11 protein-coding genes and 2 pseudogenes are annotated in these 22,198 nt (G+C 57.9%); 1 reads left to right on the top strand and 12 read right to left on the bottom strand.

Annotated features, from left to right (window positions below; translation table 11 throughout):
• Positions 1-119: 119 nt before the first annotated feature.
• The 8 genes and pseudogenes from AB4O22_RS07785 to AB4O22_RS07750 form a co-directional block, all read right to left on the bottom strand.
• Complete coding sequence (locus AB4O22_RS07785; RefSeq protein ID WP_460106694.1) at positions 120-9,542, bottom strand: calcium-binding protein; 9,423 nt, start codon at positions 9,540-9,542, stop codon at positions 120-122.
• A 593-nt stretch (positions 9,543-10,135) separates the two neighbouring features.
• Positions 10,136-10,819 carry a hypothetical protein gene (locus AB4O22_RS07780; protein ID WP_460096083.1) on the bottom strand — a complete coding sequence of 228 codons (684 nt, stop codon included), beginning with the start codon at positions 10,817-10,819 and terminating at the stop codon, positions 10,136-10,138.
• A gap of 36 nt (positions 10,820-10,855) precedes the next feature.
• Positions 10,856-11,242 carry a hypothetical protein gene (locus AB4O22_RS07775; protein ID WP_460096082.1) on the bottom strand — a complete coding sequence of 129 codons (387 nt, stop codon included), beginning with the start codon at positions 11,240-11,242 and terminating at the stop codon, positions 10,856-10,858.
• A gap of 159 nt (positions 11,243-11,401) precedes the next feature.
• Positions 11,402-12,826: an HlyD family type I secretion periplasmic adaptor subunit gene (locus tag AB4O22_RS07770; protein WP_460096081.1), complete on the bottom strand. Its 1,425-nt coding sequence runs from the start codon at positions 12,824-12,826 to the stop codon at positions 11,402-11,404.
• Between the two features lie 5 nt (positions 12,827-12,831).
• The gene (locus AB4O22_RS07765) at positions 12,832-14,973 is read right to left on the bottom strand and encodes a type I secretion system permease/ATPase (RefSeq protein ID WP_460096080.1); all 2,142 of its coding nucleotides are present in this window, start codon (positions 14,971-14,973) and stop codon (positions 12,832-12,834) included.
• A 169-nt stretch (positions 14,974-15,142) separates the two neighbouring features.
• A complete protein-coding gene (locus AB4O22_RS07760) occupies positions 15,143-16,537 on the bottom strand; it encodes a TolC family outer membrane protein (protein ID WP_367861525.1) in 1,395 nt (464 codons plus the stop codon).
• Positions 16,538-16,710: 173 nt separating this feature from the next.
• Positions 16,711-17,451 (bottom strand): annotated as a pseudogene (locus AB4O22_RS07755) (CPBP family intramembrane glutamic endopeptidase).
• Positions 17,448-18,377 carry a LysR family transcriptional regulator gene (locus AB4O22_RS07750; RefSeq protein WP_038856067.1) on the bottom strand — a complete coding sequence of 310 codons (930 nt, stop codon included), beginning with the start codon at positions 18,375-18,377 and terminating at the stop codon, positions 17,448-17,450. The pseudogene AB4O22_RS07755 and the gene AB4O22_RS07750 overlap by 4 nt, the downstream one beginning before the upstream one ends.
• A 132-nt stretch (positions 18,378-18,509) precedes the next feature.
• On the opposite strand from AB4O22_RS07750, the gene AB4O22_RS07745 reads away from it, so the two are divergent.
• Complete coding sequence (locus AB4O22_RS07745; RefSeq protein WP_460096078.1) at positions 18,510-18,911, top strand: RidA family protein; 402 nt, start codon at positions 18,510-18,512, stop codon at positions 18,909-18,911.
• 217 nt (positions 18,912-19,128) lie between these two features.
• Here AB4O22_RS07745 and AB4O22_RS07740 read toward each other — a convergent pair whose 3' ends face one another.
• The 4 genes and pseudogenes from AB4O22_RS07740 to AB4O22_RS07725 all read right to left on the bottom strand — a co-directional run bounded on the left by AB4O22_RS07740 (position 19,129) and on the right by AB4O22_RS07725 (position 22,150).
• Positions 19,129-19,608, bottom strand: coding sequence for a VOC family protein (locus tag AB4O22_RS07740; protein WP_013693684.1), 480 nt, complete (start codon positions 19,606-19,608; stop codon positions 19,129-19,131).
• A gap of 69 nt (positions 19,609-19,677) precedes the next feature.
• Positions 19,678-20,978, bottom strand: a pseudogene (locus tag AB4O22_RS07735) (Nramp family divalent metal transporter).
• A gap of 154 nt (positions 20,979-21,132) precedes the next feature.
• Positions 21,133-21,369 carry a hypothetical protein gene (locus tag AB4O22_RS07730; protein ID WP_027912012.1) on the bottom strand — a complete coding sequence of 79 codons (237 nt, stop codon included), beginning with the start codon at positions 21,367-21,369 and terminating at the stop codon, positions 21,133-21,135.
• Complete coding sequence (locus AB4O22_RS07725; RefSeq protein WP_027912011.1) at positions 21,362-22,150, bottom strand: MlaA family lipoprotein; 789 nt, start codon at positions 22,148-22,150, stop codon at positions 21,362-21,364. Before AB4O22_RS07725 ends, AB4O22_RS07730 begins: the two co-directional genes overlap by 8 nt.
• Between the last annotated feature and the right edge of the window lie 48 nt (positions 22,151-22,198).

The raw sequence follows: 22,198 nt of genomic DNA, 5'->3' as shown, positions 1-22,198 counted from the left end.
TCACGTTGAAAAAAGGTCGTATTAATCAGAAAACGCCCTGACGGGCGTTTTTGTCTAGCATCAGGGTAACCGTACCGCCAATGTGACTGCCGCGCCTTGAGGCGCGGCAGCTTGAGGCACTATTGCCAGTTGCTGGCAATCACAGCGTTCAACGAGGCCTGGTAGTTCTGCGGCAGTGAAGTCTCACCGGGAGCCGGTGGCGCGAAAGCGGCCATGGCGCCAACCAATTGATCGACCTGATTGTCCAACAGGACCTTGCCATCGGCGGTACGGAACTGCTCGATGTTCTGGGCTTTCTCCCAGTTACCCGGCCCCCAGAACGACCATTTGGAGATCGTCACTTTATCGGTGGTGCCAATGACACTCACTTCCAGGTCCCAGCCGTTCTTACTGAACCAGAGTTGATTGGCGGAAATACCGGCACCGAACTGCAGCACATCGGTGTTGGCGTCCGGGTCGAAATCGTCAATATCATCCTGACCATCCCCACGCTCGAATCGATAAAGATCATTACCACGATCCCCACTCAACTGATCGTTGCCTGTTCCACCTATCAGGGTGTCGGAGCCAGTATCACCAGACAACCGGTCATCACCTGCCCCACCCTGCAAGGTGTCGGAACCTGTATCACCAGACAACCAATCATCACCCGCCCCACCCAGCAAGGTGTCGGAGCCTTCGCCACCGCTCAGTTCATCGGCCCCGTTGCCACCCGACAGCGTGTCGTTACCACCCAACCCGTAAAGTTTGTCATCACCGTCAAGGCCACTTAATGAGTCAGCCAGCGCATCCTCGCCGAACAGTGCATCGTTACCGGAAGTTGCCGTGCCCTTGGTCATGCTCTTGATGGTGTCGGCACTCCAGAGGGTTCCGTCGTCGAACTGGATCTGTTCGATCCGATACGCGCTGCTCGAGAACCAGCTGGAAGCGGTCAGCTTGTCGGTCGTTCCTGCAATGCCCACGAAAAGGTCGTAGGTATCACGACTGAGTTGGATATCGGACGGCTTGAGGCCTGCCCCTACCTTGATCGTATCCAGGTTACCCACCGAAGAGTCGTAGTCACTTATCCAATCCTGCCCGACCCCGCGGTAAAACTGGTAGGTATCGTTGCCGGCATCCCCATAAAGGAAATCAATGCCGGCGCCACCATCGAGCGTGTCCATGCCCGCGCCACCAAAGAGCTTGTCGCTGCCGGCGCCACCGTTCAGTGTGTCATTGCCCGACAATCCGTAGAGCGAGTCATCACCACCCAGTCCATTGAGGATATCGGCGCTGGACTCGTCGCCTTGCAGGACATCATTGCCCTCACTCGCCACGCCCTTGGACAGGGTCGTCAGGGTTGCGGCGTCCCAGAGCGTGCCGTCGGCGAACTGAACCTGTTCAACCTGCGAGTCCGTGGAAAGGAACCATTCGTTGACGGTCAGCTTGTCGGTGGTACCGAGGATCGTCAGTTCCAGGTTGTAGCCCACGCGAGCAACCTTTATGTCGCCTGGGCTGATCCCTTGGGCCAACTTGATCACGTCAAGATTGCCCCTGGTCCAGTCGCGATCGGAAATCAGGTCCTGGCCACCACCACGCTGGAAGAGATAGGTGTCGTTGCCGGAACCGCCGTACAGCGAGTCATTGCCCGCCCCACCGTCCAGCGTATCCAGCCCCATCCCACCGTCAAGCGTATCCCGACCCGCTCCACCGTTGAGCACATCGTTGCCGGCCAGGCCAGACAATTTGTCATCACCGTCAAGCCCGTCCAACCGATCGTTGGCTTCGTCACCGATCAACGTATCGGCGCCATTGGTGGCGACCTCTACCGACAGGCGCTTGAGATCGCTGACGGACCAGACGGTGCCGTCTACGAACTCGACGCGTTCAACCTGATAGTTGGCGTCGGTGTAGCTGTAGATGGTCATCCGGTCAGTGGTGTTCTTGATGGCGAGGTAAACATCGCTCCCCTCACGCTTGACGATGACATCGCCTGGATTGATGTCGGCGGCGACCTTGATCGTATCGCTGTTTCCAGTGGTCGAATCGAACTCCTGGACAGTGTCCTGACCCATGCCCCTGTAGAACAGATAGGTATCGTTGCCGGCGCCCCCCGACAATCGATCGCTACCGATACCGCCATCGAGGCGGTCGTTACCGTTATCGCCATTCAGATAATCGTTACCCGCGCCACCGTTGAGGATGTCATTGCCATCCCCCCCGCCCAGCGAGTCGTTACCGGCGCCGCCTTCCAGTCGGTCGTCACCTGCCTCACCGTAGACCTTGTCATCCCCCTCAAGCCCATCGAGTACATCGGCCCCGATGTCGCCAAACAACGTATCGGCAGCACTGCTGGCGACGCCTTTGGTCATTTGCTTGAGGGCGTCAACTCCCCAGACTGTTCCATCGGCGAACTCGACGCGCTCCACGATGTAATTCGAACTATTGAAGAAGGTGATCGACAATTTATCGGTCGTGCCTTTGATCGCCAGCGTGAGGTAAGTCTGGTCCCGGCTGACGATGACATCGGCCGGGGCAATATCAGCCGCGACCTTGATGGTGTCGACGTTGCCGACCGTCCAGTCATAATCGATGACGCTGTCCTGGCCCATGCCTCGGTAGAACCGATAGGTGTCATTACCAAAATCGCCACGCAGGCTGTCATTGCCGGCGCCACCGTCCAAGGTATCGTTGCCGTCGCCACCGGAGATCCAGTCGGCGCCATCACCGCCGTTCAGCACATCGTTACCTTCCCGACCGTAAATCGAGTCATCACCGCCCAGCCCGTTGATGACGTTGCCCGAGGCATCGCCGTTGAGGCTATCGGCAGCCGCGGTGCCGTTGGTGACGGCTTGGGCATTGACCACGATGTCGAACAGGTCACTGGCCACGGCCGCAGACAGGTCCACTGCTGAAACCTTGACCGAGACGGTTCCAGCCTGCGAAGGCGTGCCGCTGAAGGTGCGAGTGGCCGCATCGAATACCAGCCACGCAGGAAGCGCCGAACCGTTGGCCAACGTCGCCTGGTAGCTCAGCCGGTCCCCGGCATCGATATCCGTGAACGTGGTTGCCGGCAGCGCGAACGTCAAAGGCGCTCCCTCGACGACGGACTGGTCGGCAATGGCCTTGACCAGGACCGGTGCATCGTTGGTATTGCTGACCTGGACTTCAAAGCTATCGCTGACAGACAGCCCCGCCTTGTCGGTTGCCGTGACCCGGATCGCCACATTACCCACCGCGTCATTACCGGGCGTACCACTGAACGTGCGAGTCTTGGCGTCAAAACTCAACCAGGTGGGCAACGGCTTGCCGTCGGCAAGGGTTGCGCTCAGTTGGAGAGCGTCGCCCGTATCCGCGTCGACAAAAGCATTGGCCGCAAGGGTCAGGACGAAAGCGCTGTCCTCGGCGACCTTCTGGTCGACAATCGCGGTCGATACGGTTGGCGCCCGATTGGCCTGGGTCGACAGCGTTGCGGTGTTCCAGACCGTCCCGTTGGCGAATTCGATACGCTCGACGCTATGACCGCGAGCGGCCGTCCAGCCGGAGATGATTTGCTGGCCGTCATTCAGGCGCAGCACCATGCCCCGGGCCGAATGGTCGACAGCGACATCGCTTTCCTTGATACCCGCTTCGAACACGATGGTGTCAATGCCGCCAGCCGCTTCCAGGTCTTCACTGATGTGATCCTGGCCCTGGCCGACGCCGAATACGTAGCGGTCGTCGCCCCTGCCACCTTGCAGGAAGTCATCGCCCGCAGCCCCATACAAGCGGTTATTGCGCTCGTTGCCGATCAGTTCGTTGCTCAGCTCATTACCAGTGGCATTCAAGGCCGGACCGGACAAGGTCAATGCCTCGACATTGGCCGCCAAGGTGTAGTCGAGGGTGGAAATCACCTTGTCATTGCCGCCGTAGAGGTCTTCCACGACGGCGTCACCGGCGCTATCCACGAAGTAGGTGTCGTTGCCCAGGCCACCGATCATCCGGTCAGCGCCTTGGGCGCCGTCGAGACGGTTATCGGCAACGTTGCCACGCAGGACATTGTTGGCCGCGTTGCCCGTGGCATTGATCGCCGCGTTACCGGTCAGGCTCAGGTTTTCCAAGTGGTTGGCGAGCGTAAAGGAGACCGAGGAATTGACGGTATCGGTGCCCGCACCTTCGGATTCGACGATCCGGTCGGAACCGTCATCCACGCCATAGGTATCGTCGCCCAGGCCGCCGATCATCACATCAGAGCCGCCGGCGCCATCCAGAATGTTGTTTGCGCTATTGCCAACCAGACGGTTGGAGAGCTCGTTACCGGTCCCATTGATGGCGGCACTGCCCAGTAACTGCAAAGACTCCACCTCACTGGCCAGGACATGGCTGACACTGGACTTGACCACGTCATAGCCACCGCCTACGACTTCCTTGATGACGTCCCCCGCGTTATCGACGATGTAGGTATCGTCCCCCATCCGCCCTTCAAGGACATCGGCGCCTGCACCCCCGTCGAGCGTGTTGCCTCCGGCATCGCCGATCAACAGATCATTCGCGCCGGTACCGCTCAGCAGCACCTTGGGTTGTGTTACCGCTTGGCCGAAAATGAAATTGGCTGCCGAGAGCTGGCCGGCAGTTACGCCTTTAAGCGTGATGTACTGAGTACCGCTGGCCATCGTGCCCAGCCAGACCCGCAGATAGACCTCACCGTCGACGGTCACGTTGCTGAAGTTCAAGTCAGCAAAACTGTGTACCGCGCGAATCTGCGAAAGATCGATCTTCTCGTTGGGATTGGCGACTTCGAAGTCATCGATCAGGTTACCCATGATCCCCTGCGAGGCACTGGCCAGAAGATCTTCGACCAGCACAAAACGGTCATTACCGGCACCACCCGCGACGGAGGCGCCGGTGTGCGTGGCGGCACCGCTCAGGTTGATGTTCGGTGACAGCACGGTGGTGAAGGCATGGTCCTCGATGGCCTGGTCACCTTCGAGGTAGAGGACATCGTTGCCGGCGTCACCGCCCAGGTAATCCTGCCCGACATCGCCACGCAATACATCATCGCCAGCGCCGCCACGGATGACATCGTAGCCTTCGCCTCCGCTGATAATGTCATTGCCACCCACGGTCGAGGCCGTCGAAGACTCGCCAACCAGTACATCGTCACCCTGGCCACCTACGATCGTATCGGCACCGGTGCCGCCAAATACGCGCTCGCCACCATCGTGGGCCCAATACAGGAAACTACCGGTCACGTCCGGCAGATTGCGCTCGGTATTGGCACCGCTGAGCCCGAAACCGTAGCCAGAAGCCTGCTCCAACCGACTCAGGCGCACACCTTCCGGGATATGAACGAAGTTCTTTAGCGTCAGGCCTTCGGACTGAACGTTCTTGAGTAGCAGGACTTGCCCATCCGCCAGGCTCAACCGAGTGTCGGCGCCTTGTTGGGTAATGGTCGCCGCCGTATAGACCTCGTCATCAAAGCCGGACAGAACGATTCGGTCAGTACCGATCACAAAATCAGTGACGGTGTCGATGTCGCCCGCGGCCTTGTCGATCACGAAATAATCCGTGTCAGCGCCGCCGGTCAAGGTGTCATTGCCCTTGCCGCCGATGAGCGTATCGACGCCGGCACCACCCGACAACACATCGTCACCACGACCACCGGAGAGATGGTTGTCCGCAGCGTTACCAATCAGCGTGTCGGCGAATTCACCCCCGATCAGGTGCTCGATCTGCGCGGCATTGGTGATCGCCAAGCGAGCGCCGGCCAGGGTGGCCTCGCCTTTAGACAAATCGATCACACTGGCACTGGAGATCGCCGCAGCGTTGATCGTGTCCTGACCACCGTCGGTGTCGTTAAGCGCATTGCGCCCGCCCGAAGCGGCCAGTTGGGCGTACTCGTTGGTGTACACATACTGGTCGTCAATCGTATCGCCCTTGCCGTAGACGTTCAGGCTCCAGCTGTTGAGCGTCCCGGTATCGCCGGTCACGCTGTCGATCACTTGCAGCGTCCAGTTCCCTTGCACCGCTTCGCCACGCAGCAGAGCCGTGCCAAAGACATAGTTCAAGGTGTTCTGACCGTCAAAATCGGCATTCCCACGATCCGTCGCCGCGCTGCCCGGGGCTTTGCCCGGACGATTCATCAGGATGGATTCAGTGCCCGACGGCGAGATCAACTTGAGAATCAGATCCCCTGGCCGCGCATGGCTCAGGTTGACCTTGACCTCGACATGCTCGGCCAGGATGTCAACGGCCCCCATCGTCAGCGAATGGCTGATGCCGGCGCCCTGTCCGTCGGTGATCGCGCGGTTGAGCGCGCCGGATTCCAGCGGGTTTGTCAGGCGCAACTCATTACCCAACGTCTGCTGGATGTTCCAGGTTTCCGCCAAACGCACGGCGGCCCGGGCATCGACTTCGCCATAACCGTAGTCGTGGCTGACGTGCATGCCGCCGCCGTTCCAGTTCTGGCTACCGTTGGTCTGCCACGAGGTCGTGGGGTCGTTCACCTTGCGGGCCGAAATCGCCAGGATCTGCTGCACATCGCGATAACCCAGCTCCGGATTGGCCTCCAGCATCAAGGCCACGATGCCGGAGACGATGGGGGCCGCAAAGCTGGTGCCTTGGGAAACGCTGGTGTCGCCACCGAACGTGGACCCGTTGTCGTTCTGTACCAAGCGTGAGGTCGAGGTGACGTTCGAGCCAGGCGCGCTGACCAGGATGCTGGCGCCAGGGCTGGAAAATGGCTTGCCGCCCAGCTGCAACGCACCCAGGTCGGTGGTGGCGTTGATCGCGCCGACCACGATGCTGCTGCGGGTGTTGGAGACGTTCGAGTAGTTGGTGTTACCGCCCTTCTCCCGGTCGTTGCCGCCCGCCGTGACAATCACCGTGCCCAGACCGTGGCGTCCTTCGTCGATGGCCTGGTAATAGGCCGTCGGCAACGTTCCCAGCTCGGTGGGGCTGAACTTCAGGTCGAAGTGAAAGTTGCTGCCCCAGCTGTGGTTCACCACATCGTATTCATACATGTGGGACATGTTGCCGAAGTCGTCTTTATTGACCCAGTAACCGGCCACCGTGGCGTCGTAGGCGACACCGACACTGCCCTCGCCATTGCGAGCGGCGACCATCACCCCGGCGACCAGGGTCGCGTGGTCGCTGAACTTGCCACCGCTGCCCTCGCCCGCCATTTGCCCCGGCGTGGTATTGGCCAGCCAGTTCTGGTCGATGTTGTCCTTCAGGTCGGCGTGGCGGTAATCGAGGATTTCCTTGGTGGTGCCGAACGGACTGTTGGTCTCGATCTCGGCGATCCTGACACCTTTGCCGGTGTAGTCTTTCCAGACCGGCAGGATATTGGCCTGGGACAGGTACCACTGATCGGTCACCAGTGGATCGTCGGGCAGGTCCGAAGTCTTCAGATAGACAGCGGCACGCATCGTCGCGCTTTCGCCGGTGCCCATGTTGACGATCGTACTGGCCTCGTTGCCTTTGGCATCGGCGACGGTGTACTTGAAGCCCATGATGCCGGTGAAGGTCGCGTCCGGCGTGAACAAGACGTCACCGGCCTGGGTCACGACCGCCGTGCCGCCCACCACATCGAACAAGCCGGTGATGTGCAACGCGTCATGCTGCCAATCGATGTCGTTCTGCAGCAGTTGTTCCTTGCCGATCAAGTGCGCGCTGGTGCGCTCGAACGCCACACCGTTCTTGTCCTTGCCCAGGACATCCTTGACCAGCAGTGCATTCTCCATGCCCTCGCTGGTGGCGGTCGGGATCTCCACCAGCTTCAGGTTCTTGAAGTTGGCTTTCTCGACGTTCTGCAGGAAATCCGTACCATCGCGGCCCGCCACGGTATCGCTGATCCAGACGCCTTCGGCGGTTCGGGTAATGCGGTAATCGCTAAAATCGCCGGACAACTCGATGACGTCTACACCATTGCCGCCATCAATCTGATCATCGCCAGCACCACCATTGAGGACATCATCGCCAGCACCTCCGCTCAGGTTGTCGTCATCCTGCCCGCCGTCAATCAGGTCATCGCCTGAGCCCCCCTGGATACGGTCATTGCCGCGATGACCGCGCAACACATCGTTGCCCGCGCCACCTATAATCGTGTCGTTGCCGTTTTCACCAGACAACGCGTCATTGGCTGATCCACCGATGAGTACATCATCACCATCGCCACCGCGGATGTAGACCGTGCTATTCCCACTGGCAACGAACACATCATTGCCGCGACCGCCCTGGGCAATCTCTACATTGGCGTCGGTCAGGTTCAGATAGACACTTTTTTCGCCGAGCACCTGCACGATATCGGTGCCGTCACCGCCATGAATATTGGCGGAAAGGTCATCGCCGTCGATCAGCAGGACATCGTCACCCGCACCGCCGTAAAAAGTATCGCTGCCTTGGCCACCGGCCAGCCAGTTAGTCTGAGCATCGCCTTGCAGCACATCGTTTCCGGAACCGCCAGTGGCGTTATTGACGCCTTTCTGGCTGACGTCGATGCTCTCACCGGCCGTCGATGAGGACACATACCCTTTCACGGCAGAAACCTGCTCGGAGCCTTGGGTCGAGACGACAGTACCCGTGCCACTCGCGGTGAAGACATGACCGTTGGGATTGGCCAGGAAGTTTGCAGCAATAGCTTCCTTGCTTACACCATTCTGAACGAAGGACCCACGTGCCAGGACCTCGTTACCGTCTCGCACCTCGCCACTTTGCGCCTGGTTTTTCAAGTTGATCTGAGTGATGCCCAAATCCGAAAGTGATTTAAGCTCACTTGTTTCACCAGCATCGATCGCACCGTTGCCATTACGGTCGTCCCAGCTTTTGCCGTCATGATTGGCGTCGACCCAGACCTTGACGTTCGACCAGGCAGCGTCCAGTTTGTCGAACACACCATCGGTGTTGTTGTCGAGACTGGCCAAGGCGGCGAAACCATTGGCGAAACGCTTTTGACCGGCCTCACCGTTGACGCCGGCAGTCCCGCCAAAATACTCAGAAACGGTCTCACTGATGTTATCAATCTTGCCGTTGGCATTCGTATCCACAACTACAATGCCGTCCTCGGCGCTGACCCAACCGGTTTCCTCAAGACTACCGCCATCGTTATCAGCATCGAAAAACACTGGGGAGGTCAGGTAATCGGTCAAGCGCACCCCGTCGCCATTCAGATCCAATACCAGCGGATCGGTCGGCAGGGTCAGGCGCGCGCGGGCGTCGCCAGAGTTCAACAAAGCCGCCAATGTACTGCCATAGGAAAGACCCTGGCTTGAGTTGCGCAGGCTGAAATCAAAAACCTCCTTGACCGTATTGACATTCCCGGGACGATAACCATCCGCCAAAATTTGGGTGGCTGCAGCGGTAAAGGTATTGTTGATCCAGTTGCCTTGGTATTGATTCAGATTCAGCTTATTTGGATCATAGTTCAGACTCCAGCCACCCCCACTGGTAACCAGACCGTTTCCTACTTGAGCAGCAGCAGCGTCATGGTCGGTTGCGGTTTTACTTATAATTTCACCCGAGCTGTTCACCTTGAGGTCGAACGCATTTGCACTGGTTGGAACGCCGAAAAAAAACTCGCTCATTCGGCTCGACATGGAACTTTCAATCGCCGAGAGCGCAGCGGGACCAGCAAAACTTAAAGCCTCTGTTTTCAAGGAGTCGTAATCGTCACCAAACGATGCAATTGTCTCATCGATGTATTGTGTGACGTTACCTAAAGCGTCATACCAAGCATTCAGTGACGGCGACTGCCCATACTCTCGCTCACGGGACTCCTTGGTACTTTTACTGAACAAAGCAATCGCGTACAGGAGAGATCCCAAAGCGACATCGTTATCTTTACCGTCTCCCGTAAACTCCAAGACATATTGCAGGCCGCTGATACCTTTATCTAGCATCTTTTCCTGGCCAGCCTCCATCCCTGGAGTTTTCAAAAGCTTGATCGCCTCAAGTATATGAACATTGGTTTGAGTACTGGTACCATCATACTTATCCGATGTTATATAGGCGATAATCGCCATGGAACTGGACACATCAAGCAGGGTATTATAGCGTTTTACCTTGTCCGCCACTCCTGTTGCTTCGAGCGACTTATTTAACATATCTTTCGTTTTTCCCAGCTCATCCAACATCTCTGGAAGCGACTTTGTGCCGGGTGGTGTATCTTGAGCCATTTTCAAATTCCCTCTTGTTTAATAATCGAATACACACCCGGACGGGATAGCAGATACAACCACCCCGACGATGCTTTTCCTTGAGCCGCCCTCACCAGCAACGCCATGTGCGCGAGGTACCCCTTCGCCATGTATGGATTGGCGACAAAATAACGACGACACTCAGGAGTTCTCAATGAAAAAACAAGCCCTCCGTCCGTTTTAATTTTTTCCAAACGATCGCTGGCGAATCGCTCCGCCTCAATTCCAGACAGTGTCGAAACAAACTGAACGTCCTTGATCACTGCTGAAATTTCGTATTTTGCCGGACAGGGCTGTGCCTGCAGGATGTTATAACGAGCATAACCCTCGATTATATTTCTTGCCGCAAGAACATCAGCACTGTTAAGCAATATAAAATTGGCAACGGTTAAATTTGTAGTCAAGCAAGCGTCCTTCATTTCCTGACACAACTTCAGACCCTTCACACGCTCATACATATGCTCATCAGGGGATAACTGAAGAGCCTTGACGTACAACGAATCTTCATCAAGACTTGGTTGAACAGGCGAATTCAGGCTTTCCTCGCCGCCAACGACATCTAGAATCCAACGAATTTTTTCTGCCTCGGAAAACAACCAGATAAAATAGCCGGAGCACACAGCCAAGAGAAAACCTAAAAATACGCCGACATATAATTTTTTCATTTTTCCCACACTTCTCTCTAAACCATCGCGCTGCCGCTATACGGACAGCCAATTCCACGTCAGCCCAACCACTAAAAAAAAACCATGACTTGCAACCGATATACCGGAAACCACAACACCTGTTTTTTTCAACCTATCTTCATTGGCCAGGCAACCGAACAACATTAACGCAGCGCCCAACCAACCAATTTGAGAAAACGCAAGAAGATCAATAGCGACAACAACCCAGTGGACCCAGGCCCTTTGCCCTTCATAAATATATACAATATAGCAATACATCGTAACAGGTAGACTGCAGCCGAAGACAAACAGAGAGCACGCATAGGCTTTTTTCATTCTAGCCATGCAAAAAATGAAAAATACCAAGCAAGGAAAAACGATAACATCGTACATCCCATACAAAAATGTTTTAACCTCACCCATATTTATTAGCTCCAATATTAGTCATTATCCCTCTGCAAATTCCATGACCTTTAGCATATCCACTAGAACTTCCATCAGCTTTGCCTCGGTCGCCCAGTCCTTTAAAGAAAACTCAACACCACCACGATCGATCGCCTATAACATGCCCCGTGACCCAATCTATCTTTCCCGCAAACTCTCACCCGCATACTGCTGCAACGGACTCAGGAAATAATCAATCACCTTCCGGCGATCCGTCTTCACTTCCACCGTCACCGACATCCCGGGAGACAACGGCACTTTTTTCCCGTGTACCAGAATGGAATCCTGCAACAAGCGAATGCGACTGCTGTAGATCAAGCCACGCTTCTCGTCTTCGATCGCGTCGTTGGAAACGCTGACAATTTCACCTTCGACCGTGCCGAATTTGGTGAAGGTAAAGGTTTCGACTTTCACCGTGGCAGGCTGGCCCTGGCGAACGAAACCGACGTCCTTGTTTTCCAGCATGGCCTCGACTTCCATCGGCTGGTCATTAGGCACGACCACCATCAGCGGCTGGGCCGCCGTCACCACGCCGCCCACGGTATGAATCGCCAGTTGCTGTACGGCGCCATCCACCGGCGCGGTCAGGCTCATCAGGTGATCGCGTTGTTCGGCCTTTTTCAGTTCTTGTGCCAGTGCCGCCGCTTTCTGTTCCGATTGCTGCTGCAAATCGAGCATTGCCCGGCGGGTCTGGGCGAGGATGCCCTGGCGCCGGCGCTCGGCTTCCTTGCGGCTGGCATTGAGTTCGATCACGCGCGCCTGCTGCACGGCCATGTCCCGCTCCTGGTCCAACAGGGCCTGCTGTTTTTCGAGGTAGGCGTGGCGTGGCACATATTGCTGATCGAGCAGCTCTCGATAGTCTTGGGCCAAACGGCGGGTGATCGGCAGCGTTTGTTGCAGCGAGGCCACCATCGCCTTGGCCGATTGGATTTCCGCCGTGCGCTGCTCGACTTCGGCATCGACCTGATCCAGGGAGCTGCGTAGCTCCAGATATTGCCCCTGAAGCCAGCGTTGTGCGGCCATCACTTGCGGCGGATCGGCCTGAAGCAGGTAAGTGGCAAGAGAACCGGGTTCCTTGCCACTTTGAATCGCCTCCAGCAACGCCGTGGCCCTGGCGCTATCGACCTCTGCTGCCAGCAAGTCACTCTTGAAGCGACTGACGTCAGCACTGGTCGCACTGGTGTCCAACTCCACCAGGACATCCCCGGCCTTGACCCATTGCCCATCGTAGACCCGGATGGCTTTCACCACCGCCACTTCGCTCGGTTGGATGGTCTTGCTCTTGCCGCTTGCCACGACCTTGCCGCGCGCCGTGGCGACCACTTCGATTTCACCGACGCAGGCCCACACAAGCGCCAGCGCGGCGAAGCCCATGATGGTCCATTGGATGTAGCGTGGCGCAGGGTGAGCAGGTTGATCCTGCAAGGCGAGCGCGGCCGGCAGGAACTGCACTTCGTGGGCAAGCCGATTCGGCGTGTCCAGCTGTTTACGATGGCGCCATGCCTGGCGCCAGGCAGTCCGATAGCGTCGCAACAACGCGCGTGTTGCTGAGGGTTCGCTCATGCCAACTATCCTTGTTGCAAACGGTGCAAGCGAGAATAGTGTCCCGCTTGATGGGCCAGGAGCTCCTGATGGGTGCCCTGTTCGACGATCTGTCCGCGATCCATGACGACAATCCGGTTGGCATCGCGCACCGCCGAAAGCCGGTGGGCGATGATGATCACTGTTCGCCCTTTACAAATGGCCTGCATGTTCTGCTGGATGATCCGCTCCGACTCATAGTCCAGCGCACTGGTCGCTTCATCGAAAATCAGGATTCGCGGGTTGCCGATCAAGGCTCGGGCAATCGCCACGCGCTGACGTTGCCCGCCAGACAGCGAAGCGCCGTGCTCGCCGACCACCGTGTCGTAGCCCTCGGGCAACTCAAGAATGAAGTCATGGGCCCCGGCCATTTTCGCCGCCTGCATGACCGCCTCCAGCGGCGCCCCGGGATCAGTCAATGCGATGTTCTCGCGGATGCTGCGGGCGAACAGCATGTTGTCCTGCAACACCACGCCGATTTGCCGGCGCAGTGAAGAAACGTCGGCCAACGCCAGGTCCATGCCATCGACCAGGACGCGGCCGCGCTCCGGGACAAAGAGACGCTGCAGCAGGCGGGTCAGTGTACTTTTGCCGGAGCCGGAGCGTCCGACGATGCCGATCACCTCTCCAGCGCCTATTTCCAGGCCTACGCTGCGCAGCACCTCGGAGCCATCAGGGCGATAACGGAAATGCACCTGGTCGAATTCGATCCGTCCTTTCAATGCGGGCAATGCACTGCGGGTCGCCTGGGACATCTCGGTCCGCGTGTTGAGAATATCCCCCAGACGCTGCACCGAAACACCGGTCTGCTGGAAATTGGTCCACAGTTGAGCCAGGCGCATGATCGGTTGCGCGACCCGGCCTGCGAGCATGTTGAAGGCAATCAACTGGCCCACCGACAGTTGCCCGTCGATCACCAGCCGGGCACCAAGCCATAGGGTTGCAACAGTCACCAGCTTGCCTATCAGAGAGACGCTTTCATTGGCGATAGTCGACAAGGTCTGGGTCTTGAAACCGGCGCTGACGTAGGCCGCCAGTTGGTTGTCCCATTTGCGGGTGATCTGGGGTTCGACCGCCATGGATTTCAACGTGTCGATGCCGTTGACCGTCTCCACCAGAAAGGCCTGGTTCTCGGCGCCCCGGGCGAAGCTTTCGTTCAAGCGGGCGCGCAGCACCGGTGTAATCAACAGGGAAACCACGACGTACAACGGCAGTGACAACAGCACCACCAGCGTCAACCAGCCGCTGTAGAAAAACATCACGGCGATGAACACCACCGAAAACAGCACATCCAGCACCAACGTAATGGTGTTGCCGGTAAGAAAGCTGCGAATATTTTCAAGCTCGCGGACCCGAGCGACGGAGTCACCGACCCGCCGTGCCTGGAAATACGAGAGAGGGAGCGTCACCAGGTGCCGGAATAACCTGGAGCCCAATTCAACATCGATGCGACTGGCCGTGTGCGCGAACACATAGCTGCGCAACCCGCTCAAGACTGTCTCGAACAACATGATGCCCAGCAGCCCAATGGCGATCACATCCAGCGTGGTGAGCCCGTGGTGCACCAGCACCTTGTCCATGACGACCTGGAAGAAAAGCGGGGTCAATAACGAGAATATCTGCAGGACGAAAGAAACCAGCAGTACTTCACCCAATAGCTTTCGATATTTGACGATGGCCGGGATAAACCAGGTGAAATCGAACTTGGACAGCTCGCCCGCCAACGACGACTGGGACCGTATGAGAATCAACTCACCGCCCCAGCGTGCCTGAAGCAGTTCGGCGCTGATCATCTCGGGGCGTTGGGACCTGGGGTCATGGATCAGGATTTTTTCCTGGTCCATACGGGCAATGATGAAAAACCCGCCGTCACTGGCACAGGCAATCGCAGGCAAAGGCGTTTGCCCGAGCCGTTCGAATGTGGTGCGGATAGCCTTGGCCTTGAGGTCAAGCTGACGCGTGGCCAGCAGTATTTCGGCTTTGCCGAACAACTGCCCTTCAGCCACGTATTCGTGGGTAAGCTGTTCTGTGGAAACGGCAACGTTGTGAAAACGCGCCAACATGGCCAGACAGGCCAGCCCCGTGTCCAGCGCCGCCGATGGCCCTGGAGAAGTACCTTGTTCTTGCATAAACGCTTCCATGCGGAAAATTCATTAGCGAGTCCCCATGACATCCTTGGGGGGGCACGGTGTTCCGCTTGGCGCCAAGGTCCGAGTCAAGAACGATATCAAAAAAACATTATTCGATTTTTCGGTCTCTGTCGATCAGGAACCGTCTTCTAACGCCTGTGCCAGAGCCTTACATCAGCTCAGGGGGAAGAAAATCACGCTGCGGCTGGTAGTCTGCCTTCAGATACACGGCAAGCTGTTGCAGGTCGTTGGCACTCAGCGTACCGGCAGCCTGTTTCAAACGCAGGTTATTGAGAATGTAGTCGTAACGCGCGTCGTTATAGTCACGCACGGACTTGAAGAGTTGACGTTGGGCATTGAGCACGTCGACGGTGTTGCGGGTCCCGATATCCGCGCCGACCTTGGACGCCTTCAAGGATTTCTGGCTAGACAGGATCGTCTGCCGCCGGGCTTTTATCTGCTGGATGTCGGAGTTGACGGCGCGCAAATAGTTACGGGTATCCAGGACCACTTCCCGGCGCTGGCTTTCCCTCAACTCCTCGCTTTGCGTCAACCGCTGATAAGCCTCATGGGCCTGGGAGCTGACCCGCCCCCCGCTGTAGAGCGGGACGGTCACTTCCACAGCGACACTGCTCTGGGCGACGTTTCCACGGTAACCATCGCGACCAAAATCAGTCGGGTTGCTGTAGCCAAAACTGTCGTTATCGCCCTTGCGATAGGAAGCCACCGCATCGACCGTTGGCGCATGCCCGGATTGACGCTGACGCAAGCGTTCTTCGGCGGCCTCGACGGCGTAGTTGCTCGCCAACAGCATCAGGTTCTGCTCGACAGCGCCTTCTACCCACGACTTCGTATCATTGGGAATCGGCGCCAGCACCGGCAATTGATGTTGCATGCCCTCGATACTGGTGTATTGCTGATTGGTCAAATGCACCAGTTGCTCGAAAGCGTCTTCAACCTTGCGCTGCGCCAGTTGGCGATTGGCTTGGGCATTATCGAAAGCAGACTCAGCATCCAGGACATCCGTGATGCTCGACAGTCCACCCTTCAAACGTGCTTGCGCCTGATCCATTTGCTGCTTGAGCGCGGTCTCCTCAGCCTCCGATGCCGCCAGCTCATCCGTGGCACGCAGCGTTTCAAAATAGGCCTGCGCCGTTTGCAGAATGAGCGCTTGCTCCTTGGCCGACAACTCCAGGGCCGCTTGTACAGTGCTAGCCTTGGCAGCCTTGAATTCATACCAGAATGCAGCGTTGACCAAGGGTTGTTTCAGGTTGGCCTGGATCGTATTGCCGCTGCGCCCCCGTTCAAGCGCGGGCTCATCTCGCGACAGGCGAGTGGCTTCAAACGTGGCTCCCGTGCTGATCACGGGTAATAGATTGGCCCGTGCCTGCGGCACCAATTCCTGTTGAGCGGCGTAATCGGCACGGGCTGCCGCCAGGTCGGAGTTATGCGAAACAGCCTGACGATAGACCGCCATCAGCTCGGCCCGCTCAGCGGTCGGCGCGGAAAAAACGAACGAAGGGAATAGGCAGGCGAACAACAAAACGCGTTGAGCGCGACTCATGAACAAATCCTTTTGAATGACGCGAAAGCAGCGAAAAATCGGCAGCCGCCCCGATGGGGCGCCGAAAAATAAGGTAGTTGGGGGAAGAGGTCAAGCGTTCAAGCATAACGCCGGTTTTTTCTGCGCCAGGCGTTTTTCAGGTCGTCTCTTTGATTAATCATGACTGGTTTAACTCACTGATTACCCACCATCGGCACCGCAATCAGCAATATCGCCGTCCCATGGGTAGCGGTCGATGCCACGACGCCGTAGCGCATACAAATGAGCCCGCAGGCCAGGCCCTCTATCAGCGTAAACAGCAACACGGGCCAACCGAGTTGGGTAACGCTCAAGGCGAGAAAAGCATGCAACGCAGAAAACGCCACGGCACTGATCAGCGCTGCTCGCAGGGCGCTGACATGCAGTTCGAGGTAACCCAGCAAGAAGCCACGAAACAGCACTTCTTCCAGCGCGTTAGCGCCATAGGCCAGCACCGCCATGCCGAGTAGTCAGGGCCAATAACCTGGAATCACCGTTTCAGCCCCTTGATAAAGCCGCAGCGGCAAACCGATCAGGCAACCCACGGCGATGCCCAGGACCAGGCCAGCCAGTCGATTGCCTTTGAATAGAACCACCAGTTGCCACAAGTCCGGCAACAGGCGCGCGCTCAACGCGACCAACAGCAGCGACGAAACGCCCAACATCGCCAGCACAAACGGGTTGGCCAGAAAACCAATCTGCAGATCGCCATTCAGGGACCACATGCCCAAGGGCGTCATGGCGTCGCGCATCAACACGAATGCCAATAGCAAAACCACGATGCGCAACGCTGTCTGGATCTTGGGTGTCAACGCGAACCAGAGGCCGAAGAGCACCAGGCCCGGCAGCAGATACAGGGTGTAGTCCAGCAGTGCAACGAGTCCTTCGGCGATCATTGCGCCCTTCCCTTGGCGTCAACCGGCGCATGTTGCGCCATCAGCTCCACGACCCAATCGATGAACACCCGCAACTTGGCGCTGATGTGCCGGTTCGGTGGATAGGCCAGATACAGCGGCATCGGCTCGAGGTGCCAGTCTTCGAACAGCGGCACCAAACCGCCCTGCGCTTGATGAGGCCCGGACATGTACTTGGGCAGCCAGAGCACACCCAGCCCTGCCAAACCGGCCGCGAGGTAAGCGTTGCCGTCGTCGATGGCCAGCGCGTAGCGCCCTTTGACGTGAAGCAGCTCACCGTCACGACGCATGGCGTAGGGCAAGGATTTGCCGGTGCGTGCCCACAGGAAACCCACGGTGCGGTGGTGCGAATCTTCCAGTTCGCGCGGATGCGCGGGCATGCCGAACCGTGCCAGGTAACTCGGCGCGGCAAAGACACCAAGGGCAAGGTCGCCGACACGCCGGGCGATCAGCGACTGATCCCTCAACTCACCACCGCGCACCACGCAATCGACATTCTCATCGAGCATATCGACGATGCGATCGCTGACGCCCATGTCGATCTGGATGTCCGGGTATCGCCCGTAGAACGTTGGCAAGGCCGGTATCAGGATCATCGCCGCCAGCGGGCTCGGCACGTCCACCCGCAGTCGTCCGCGAGGTAACGCCTGGGCGCCGGACACGCTGGTCTCGGCATCGTCCATATCGGCCAGCAGCCGGATCACCCGCTCGTAATAGACCGCGCCATCGGCGGTGACGTTGACCTTGCGCGTGGTGCGGTTGAGCAACTTGACCCGCAACCGAGCCTCGAGCTGCTGCACCAATTGGGTCACGGTGGTCTTGCTCATGTGCAGGGTTTCAGCCGCCTTGGTGAAGCTGCCCGCCTCCACGACTCGAACGAACGCTTGCATCGCATCAAAACGATCCATTTGTGCCTCGGGTGTCGATCCGATTGTTTGGTTTCTACAAACAGTGATCGCCAAGGTTGCTCGTTTATCGCCTGGACACAAGCCCCTAGAGTGAGTTCATCGTTTGGAACCCACTCTTTGATGGAGGTATTCATGACACAGCGCGACGTGGTTTTCCCGCCTGGACGCCAGGCACTCTATGAGCGTAATCGCTATTCGCCGGCGATTCGCTCCAATGGTTTTCTGTTCGTCTCGGGACAGGTTGGTAGCACCGAAGAAGGTTCGCCGGAGCCCGACCTGGAAGCTCAGGTTCGGCTGGCGTTCAACAACCTGAAGGCGATTCTTGCTGCCGCCGGTTGCAGTTTTGAAGATGTGGTGGACGTTACGGTCTTCATGGTCGATCCCGAATCAACCTTCGAGCGGGTCTGGAGCGTCGTGCCCGAGTTCTGGGGCAGCGCGCCGCATCCGACGCTGACGGCGGTGGGCGTGACGTGGCTGTATGGGTTTCAGTTCGAGATCAAGGTGATAGCCAGGTTGCCTGAAACCACTCTATAGGTCCGCTGCATCAAGGTGGCTGTACCGGCGCCTTCGCGAGCAGGCTCGCTCCCACAGGGGGATCTGTGCTGGTCGAAAAATCGAAGTCACCACCCACCAATGTGGGAGCGAGCTTGCTCGCGATAGCGGTGGGTCAGTTTGCATCAATGTTGGCTGTGCCGGCGCTATCGCGAGCAAGCTCGCTCCCACAGGGGGAATGATGGTGGTGATTCGTCGGCTAGCCTTTCACCGCGGCTTCAATCGCGGCAATGTCGATCTTGGTCATCGTCATCATGGCCTCGAAGGCACGCTTGGCGACCGCTTTATCGGAACTGGTGACCGCGTCAACCAACACGCGAGGGCTGATCTGCCACGACAGCCCCCACTTGTCCTTGCACCAGCCGCAGGCGCTCGCCTGGCCGCCGTTGTCGATGATCGCGTTCCACAAGCGGTCCGTTTCGGCCTGGTCATCGGTTGCGATCTGAAATGAAAAAGCCTCGTTGTGCTTGAACGTCGGCCCGCCGTTGAGGCCGATGCAAGGGATGCCGATCACCGTGAAATCCACGGTGATCACATCGCCTTGCTTGCCCGACGGATAATCGCCCGGGGCAAGATGGATAGCGTTCACCGCACTGTCGGGAAACGTCTTGGCGTAGAACTCCGCAGCTTCCTGTGCGGTACCGTCGTACCAGAGGCATATCCTGTTTTTATTGTTCATGCCGGCTCTCCGAATGGGACTGGACGATAAAGTCTAGCAGTCCCCCCGAAAGTTGCAGGTTACCGGGCCTCAGGTGAACAGATCGACGCCCAACTGAAACGCAACCCACAACGCCAGGCCGGTGGCAAACACCAGCGCAATATTCTCGAACAGGTTGTTGCGGTATTCCTTGCCCAGCAGGGACTTCTGGTTGGACATGATCAGCAGGCCCAGGGAAATCACCGGCAAGCCGATGATGTTCAGCGCGTTGACGCCGATGGTCAGCGTGACGAAGTCCGGCATGCCGGGGAGCGACCAGATCAGTGGCGTCACGAGAATGAACAGCATGAACCATTTGTGCATCGGGTCACGGTGGAACTCTTTGCCGTAACGTTCCCGGCGCTCGGGCCGTACGTGCTGGAAGGCGTCGGTGATGAGCATCGGGAACGCCGTGGTCTTGCCGGAGATGCTGGCGAACAGCGTGGCGAACACACCGATAAAGAACACGTACCAACCGATCGAACCGAAGAACATTTCCAGGGCCTTGCCCAAATCGCCCAGGGTATTGACCTCGATGCCGTTGGGCCGCAGGATTTCCGCGCCGACGATCCAGATGGCCAGGTTGATGATGATCCCGACAAACACCGCAAACAGCAGGTCGTTACGCTGGATACGCTTGTGTTCAGGCCCTACCCAGCCCTTCTGGCGCATGACATACGGATGAACGAAGTTGGCGATCGAACCGGCCACCGCACCGATCACCGAGACGGCTACCAGCAACGCGCCGTGAACCCCTTCATCGGGCGGGATACTGAAGCCGATGGTGCCTCTGACGATGCCGGCGACATCCGGGCCGGACATCACCGCCAGGGCCAGGAACGCCAGCGTCATGATCGCCAGCAGCCCTTTCATCACGCCTTCGATCATCGAATAGATATTACGCCCGACGAGCATCCACACCGCCAACACCACAGCCACCGAACACAGCATTGGATAGTCGATCTTGAGCAACATGGCCAAGGCTTCGCCAGCCCCTTGATCATGTAGGCGTTCATCAGGTGCCCCATGAGCAACGCATACACCAACAGGAACCAGGCGAAAAACGGATTGAGCTGGGCATAACCTTGCAGGATGGTCATGCCCTGGTTATTGCAGAGCTGGAAGCGCGCGATGATGTTGACGATCAGGTAACGCAGCAGCAGAGAGACCGCCAGTACCCACATCATCGCGTAGCCATAATTCGCGCCGGCCACGGATGAAGTGATCAAGTCGCCGGCGCCCAGCCAGGAAAGGACCGCAATGATGCCGGGACCGAGAAGCTTGAGCAGGCGAACGAAACGGCCTTGCGTGGACGCCGCAGCCTGGCCTTCAGCGGAAGGAATGCTCGTCATGGATGGAATCTCCGTTTATTTTTTTTGTGAGAAACGGCCACAGTCGAACATATTAGATACGACGTCGTACAACCATTATTAATGCGTAATTATGTAGAAATGTTTCATGGCATCCGCTCCCAAGATACCGTTGTATTCCAGGAGCAAATTGCCACTAACCCCTCACCTGCTCGCCGTTATCGACCATCCAGCGCACCATCCTCGCCAACGGCACCCGATGCTGCTGGATGGCGCACCAACTGACGTGTTCATGGCGATACATCTCGACATATCGGTTGAGCAGCACGTGGCGACCATCCTCGGCCAACCGCAGTTCAACCTCACGGCAATGCAGCACATCCGGATCGAGCGCGCGCATTCGCCGATGCAGGACCAACGCCTGGTTATTCATCTGCAGCGGCTCCGTCCTGGCATTGCGGGTCTTCCTGCACCACCGCTCCCAACTTGCCTTGGGCGACAAGATCGGCACGCCGCTGCGCCGTTGCATCACGAAGCGCCGCGTAGTAATCCGGTTCGGTCTGCAACTGGTCGGTTAGCGGCAATGCCTCGGCGCGGCCATCGACAACACCGCCGACGGTGTTGATCGTACCCAGGGTATCGACGGTGCTGCTGTTGCCGCCAAACGGGTCGACGGCAAAACTCAGCACTTTGCCCGTCGCGTCTCTCAGGTTGGCGCTGCCCAGCAACGGCAGTTCCACGATCGGTCCGGGGGCGACGTTCCAGACGCCGAAGGTCTGGCCGAAATCGGCCTTGTGGCGCTCGATGCCCAGCTTGCCCGACACATCGATCAGCCCGACGATGCCCGCGGTGGTGTTGATGACGAACCGCCCCAGTGTGTTGACCGAGCGTTGTGCATTGCCTTGCAGCAAGTCGTTGATGAACACCTTGGGCTCACCGAAGTTCTCCACGAAGTTGTGGACGCCGGCCTGGAACATCTCCGGCAGCTTGAGATAACCACGGGCAACCGGGGCCAGCGCATAGTCATCCACGGTCCGATTGAACACGAAGATGCCGCGGTTGACCGGTTCTGCGGGATCGTGAACGGTATAGGTCGCGCGTTCACAGGAGCCTGGTTTTGCAGCTGGTGTGCTGGAGCAACCGCTGGCGAGTGCCGTCAATACAACCACAACGGTGGATCGAACAAACAACGGAGCGGGTCTGGTGATCGGCATACAGGGTGATCTCGGCGAGAAATGGGATGCTGCCGATCAGCTAAGAAA

Source organism: Pseudomonas sp. S3_B11 (genome assembly GCF_054667715.1).
Note: the sequence above shows the minus strand (reverse complement) of the source record. Positions and strands in the feature narration are given on the sequence as shown.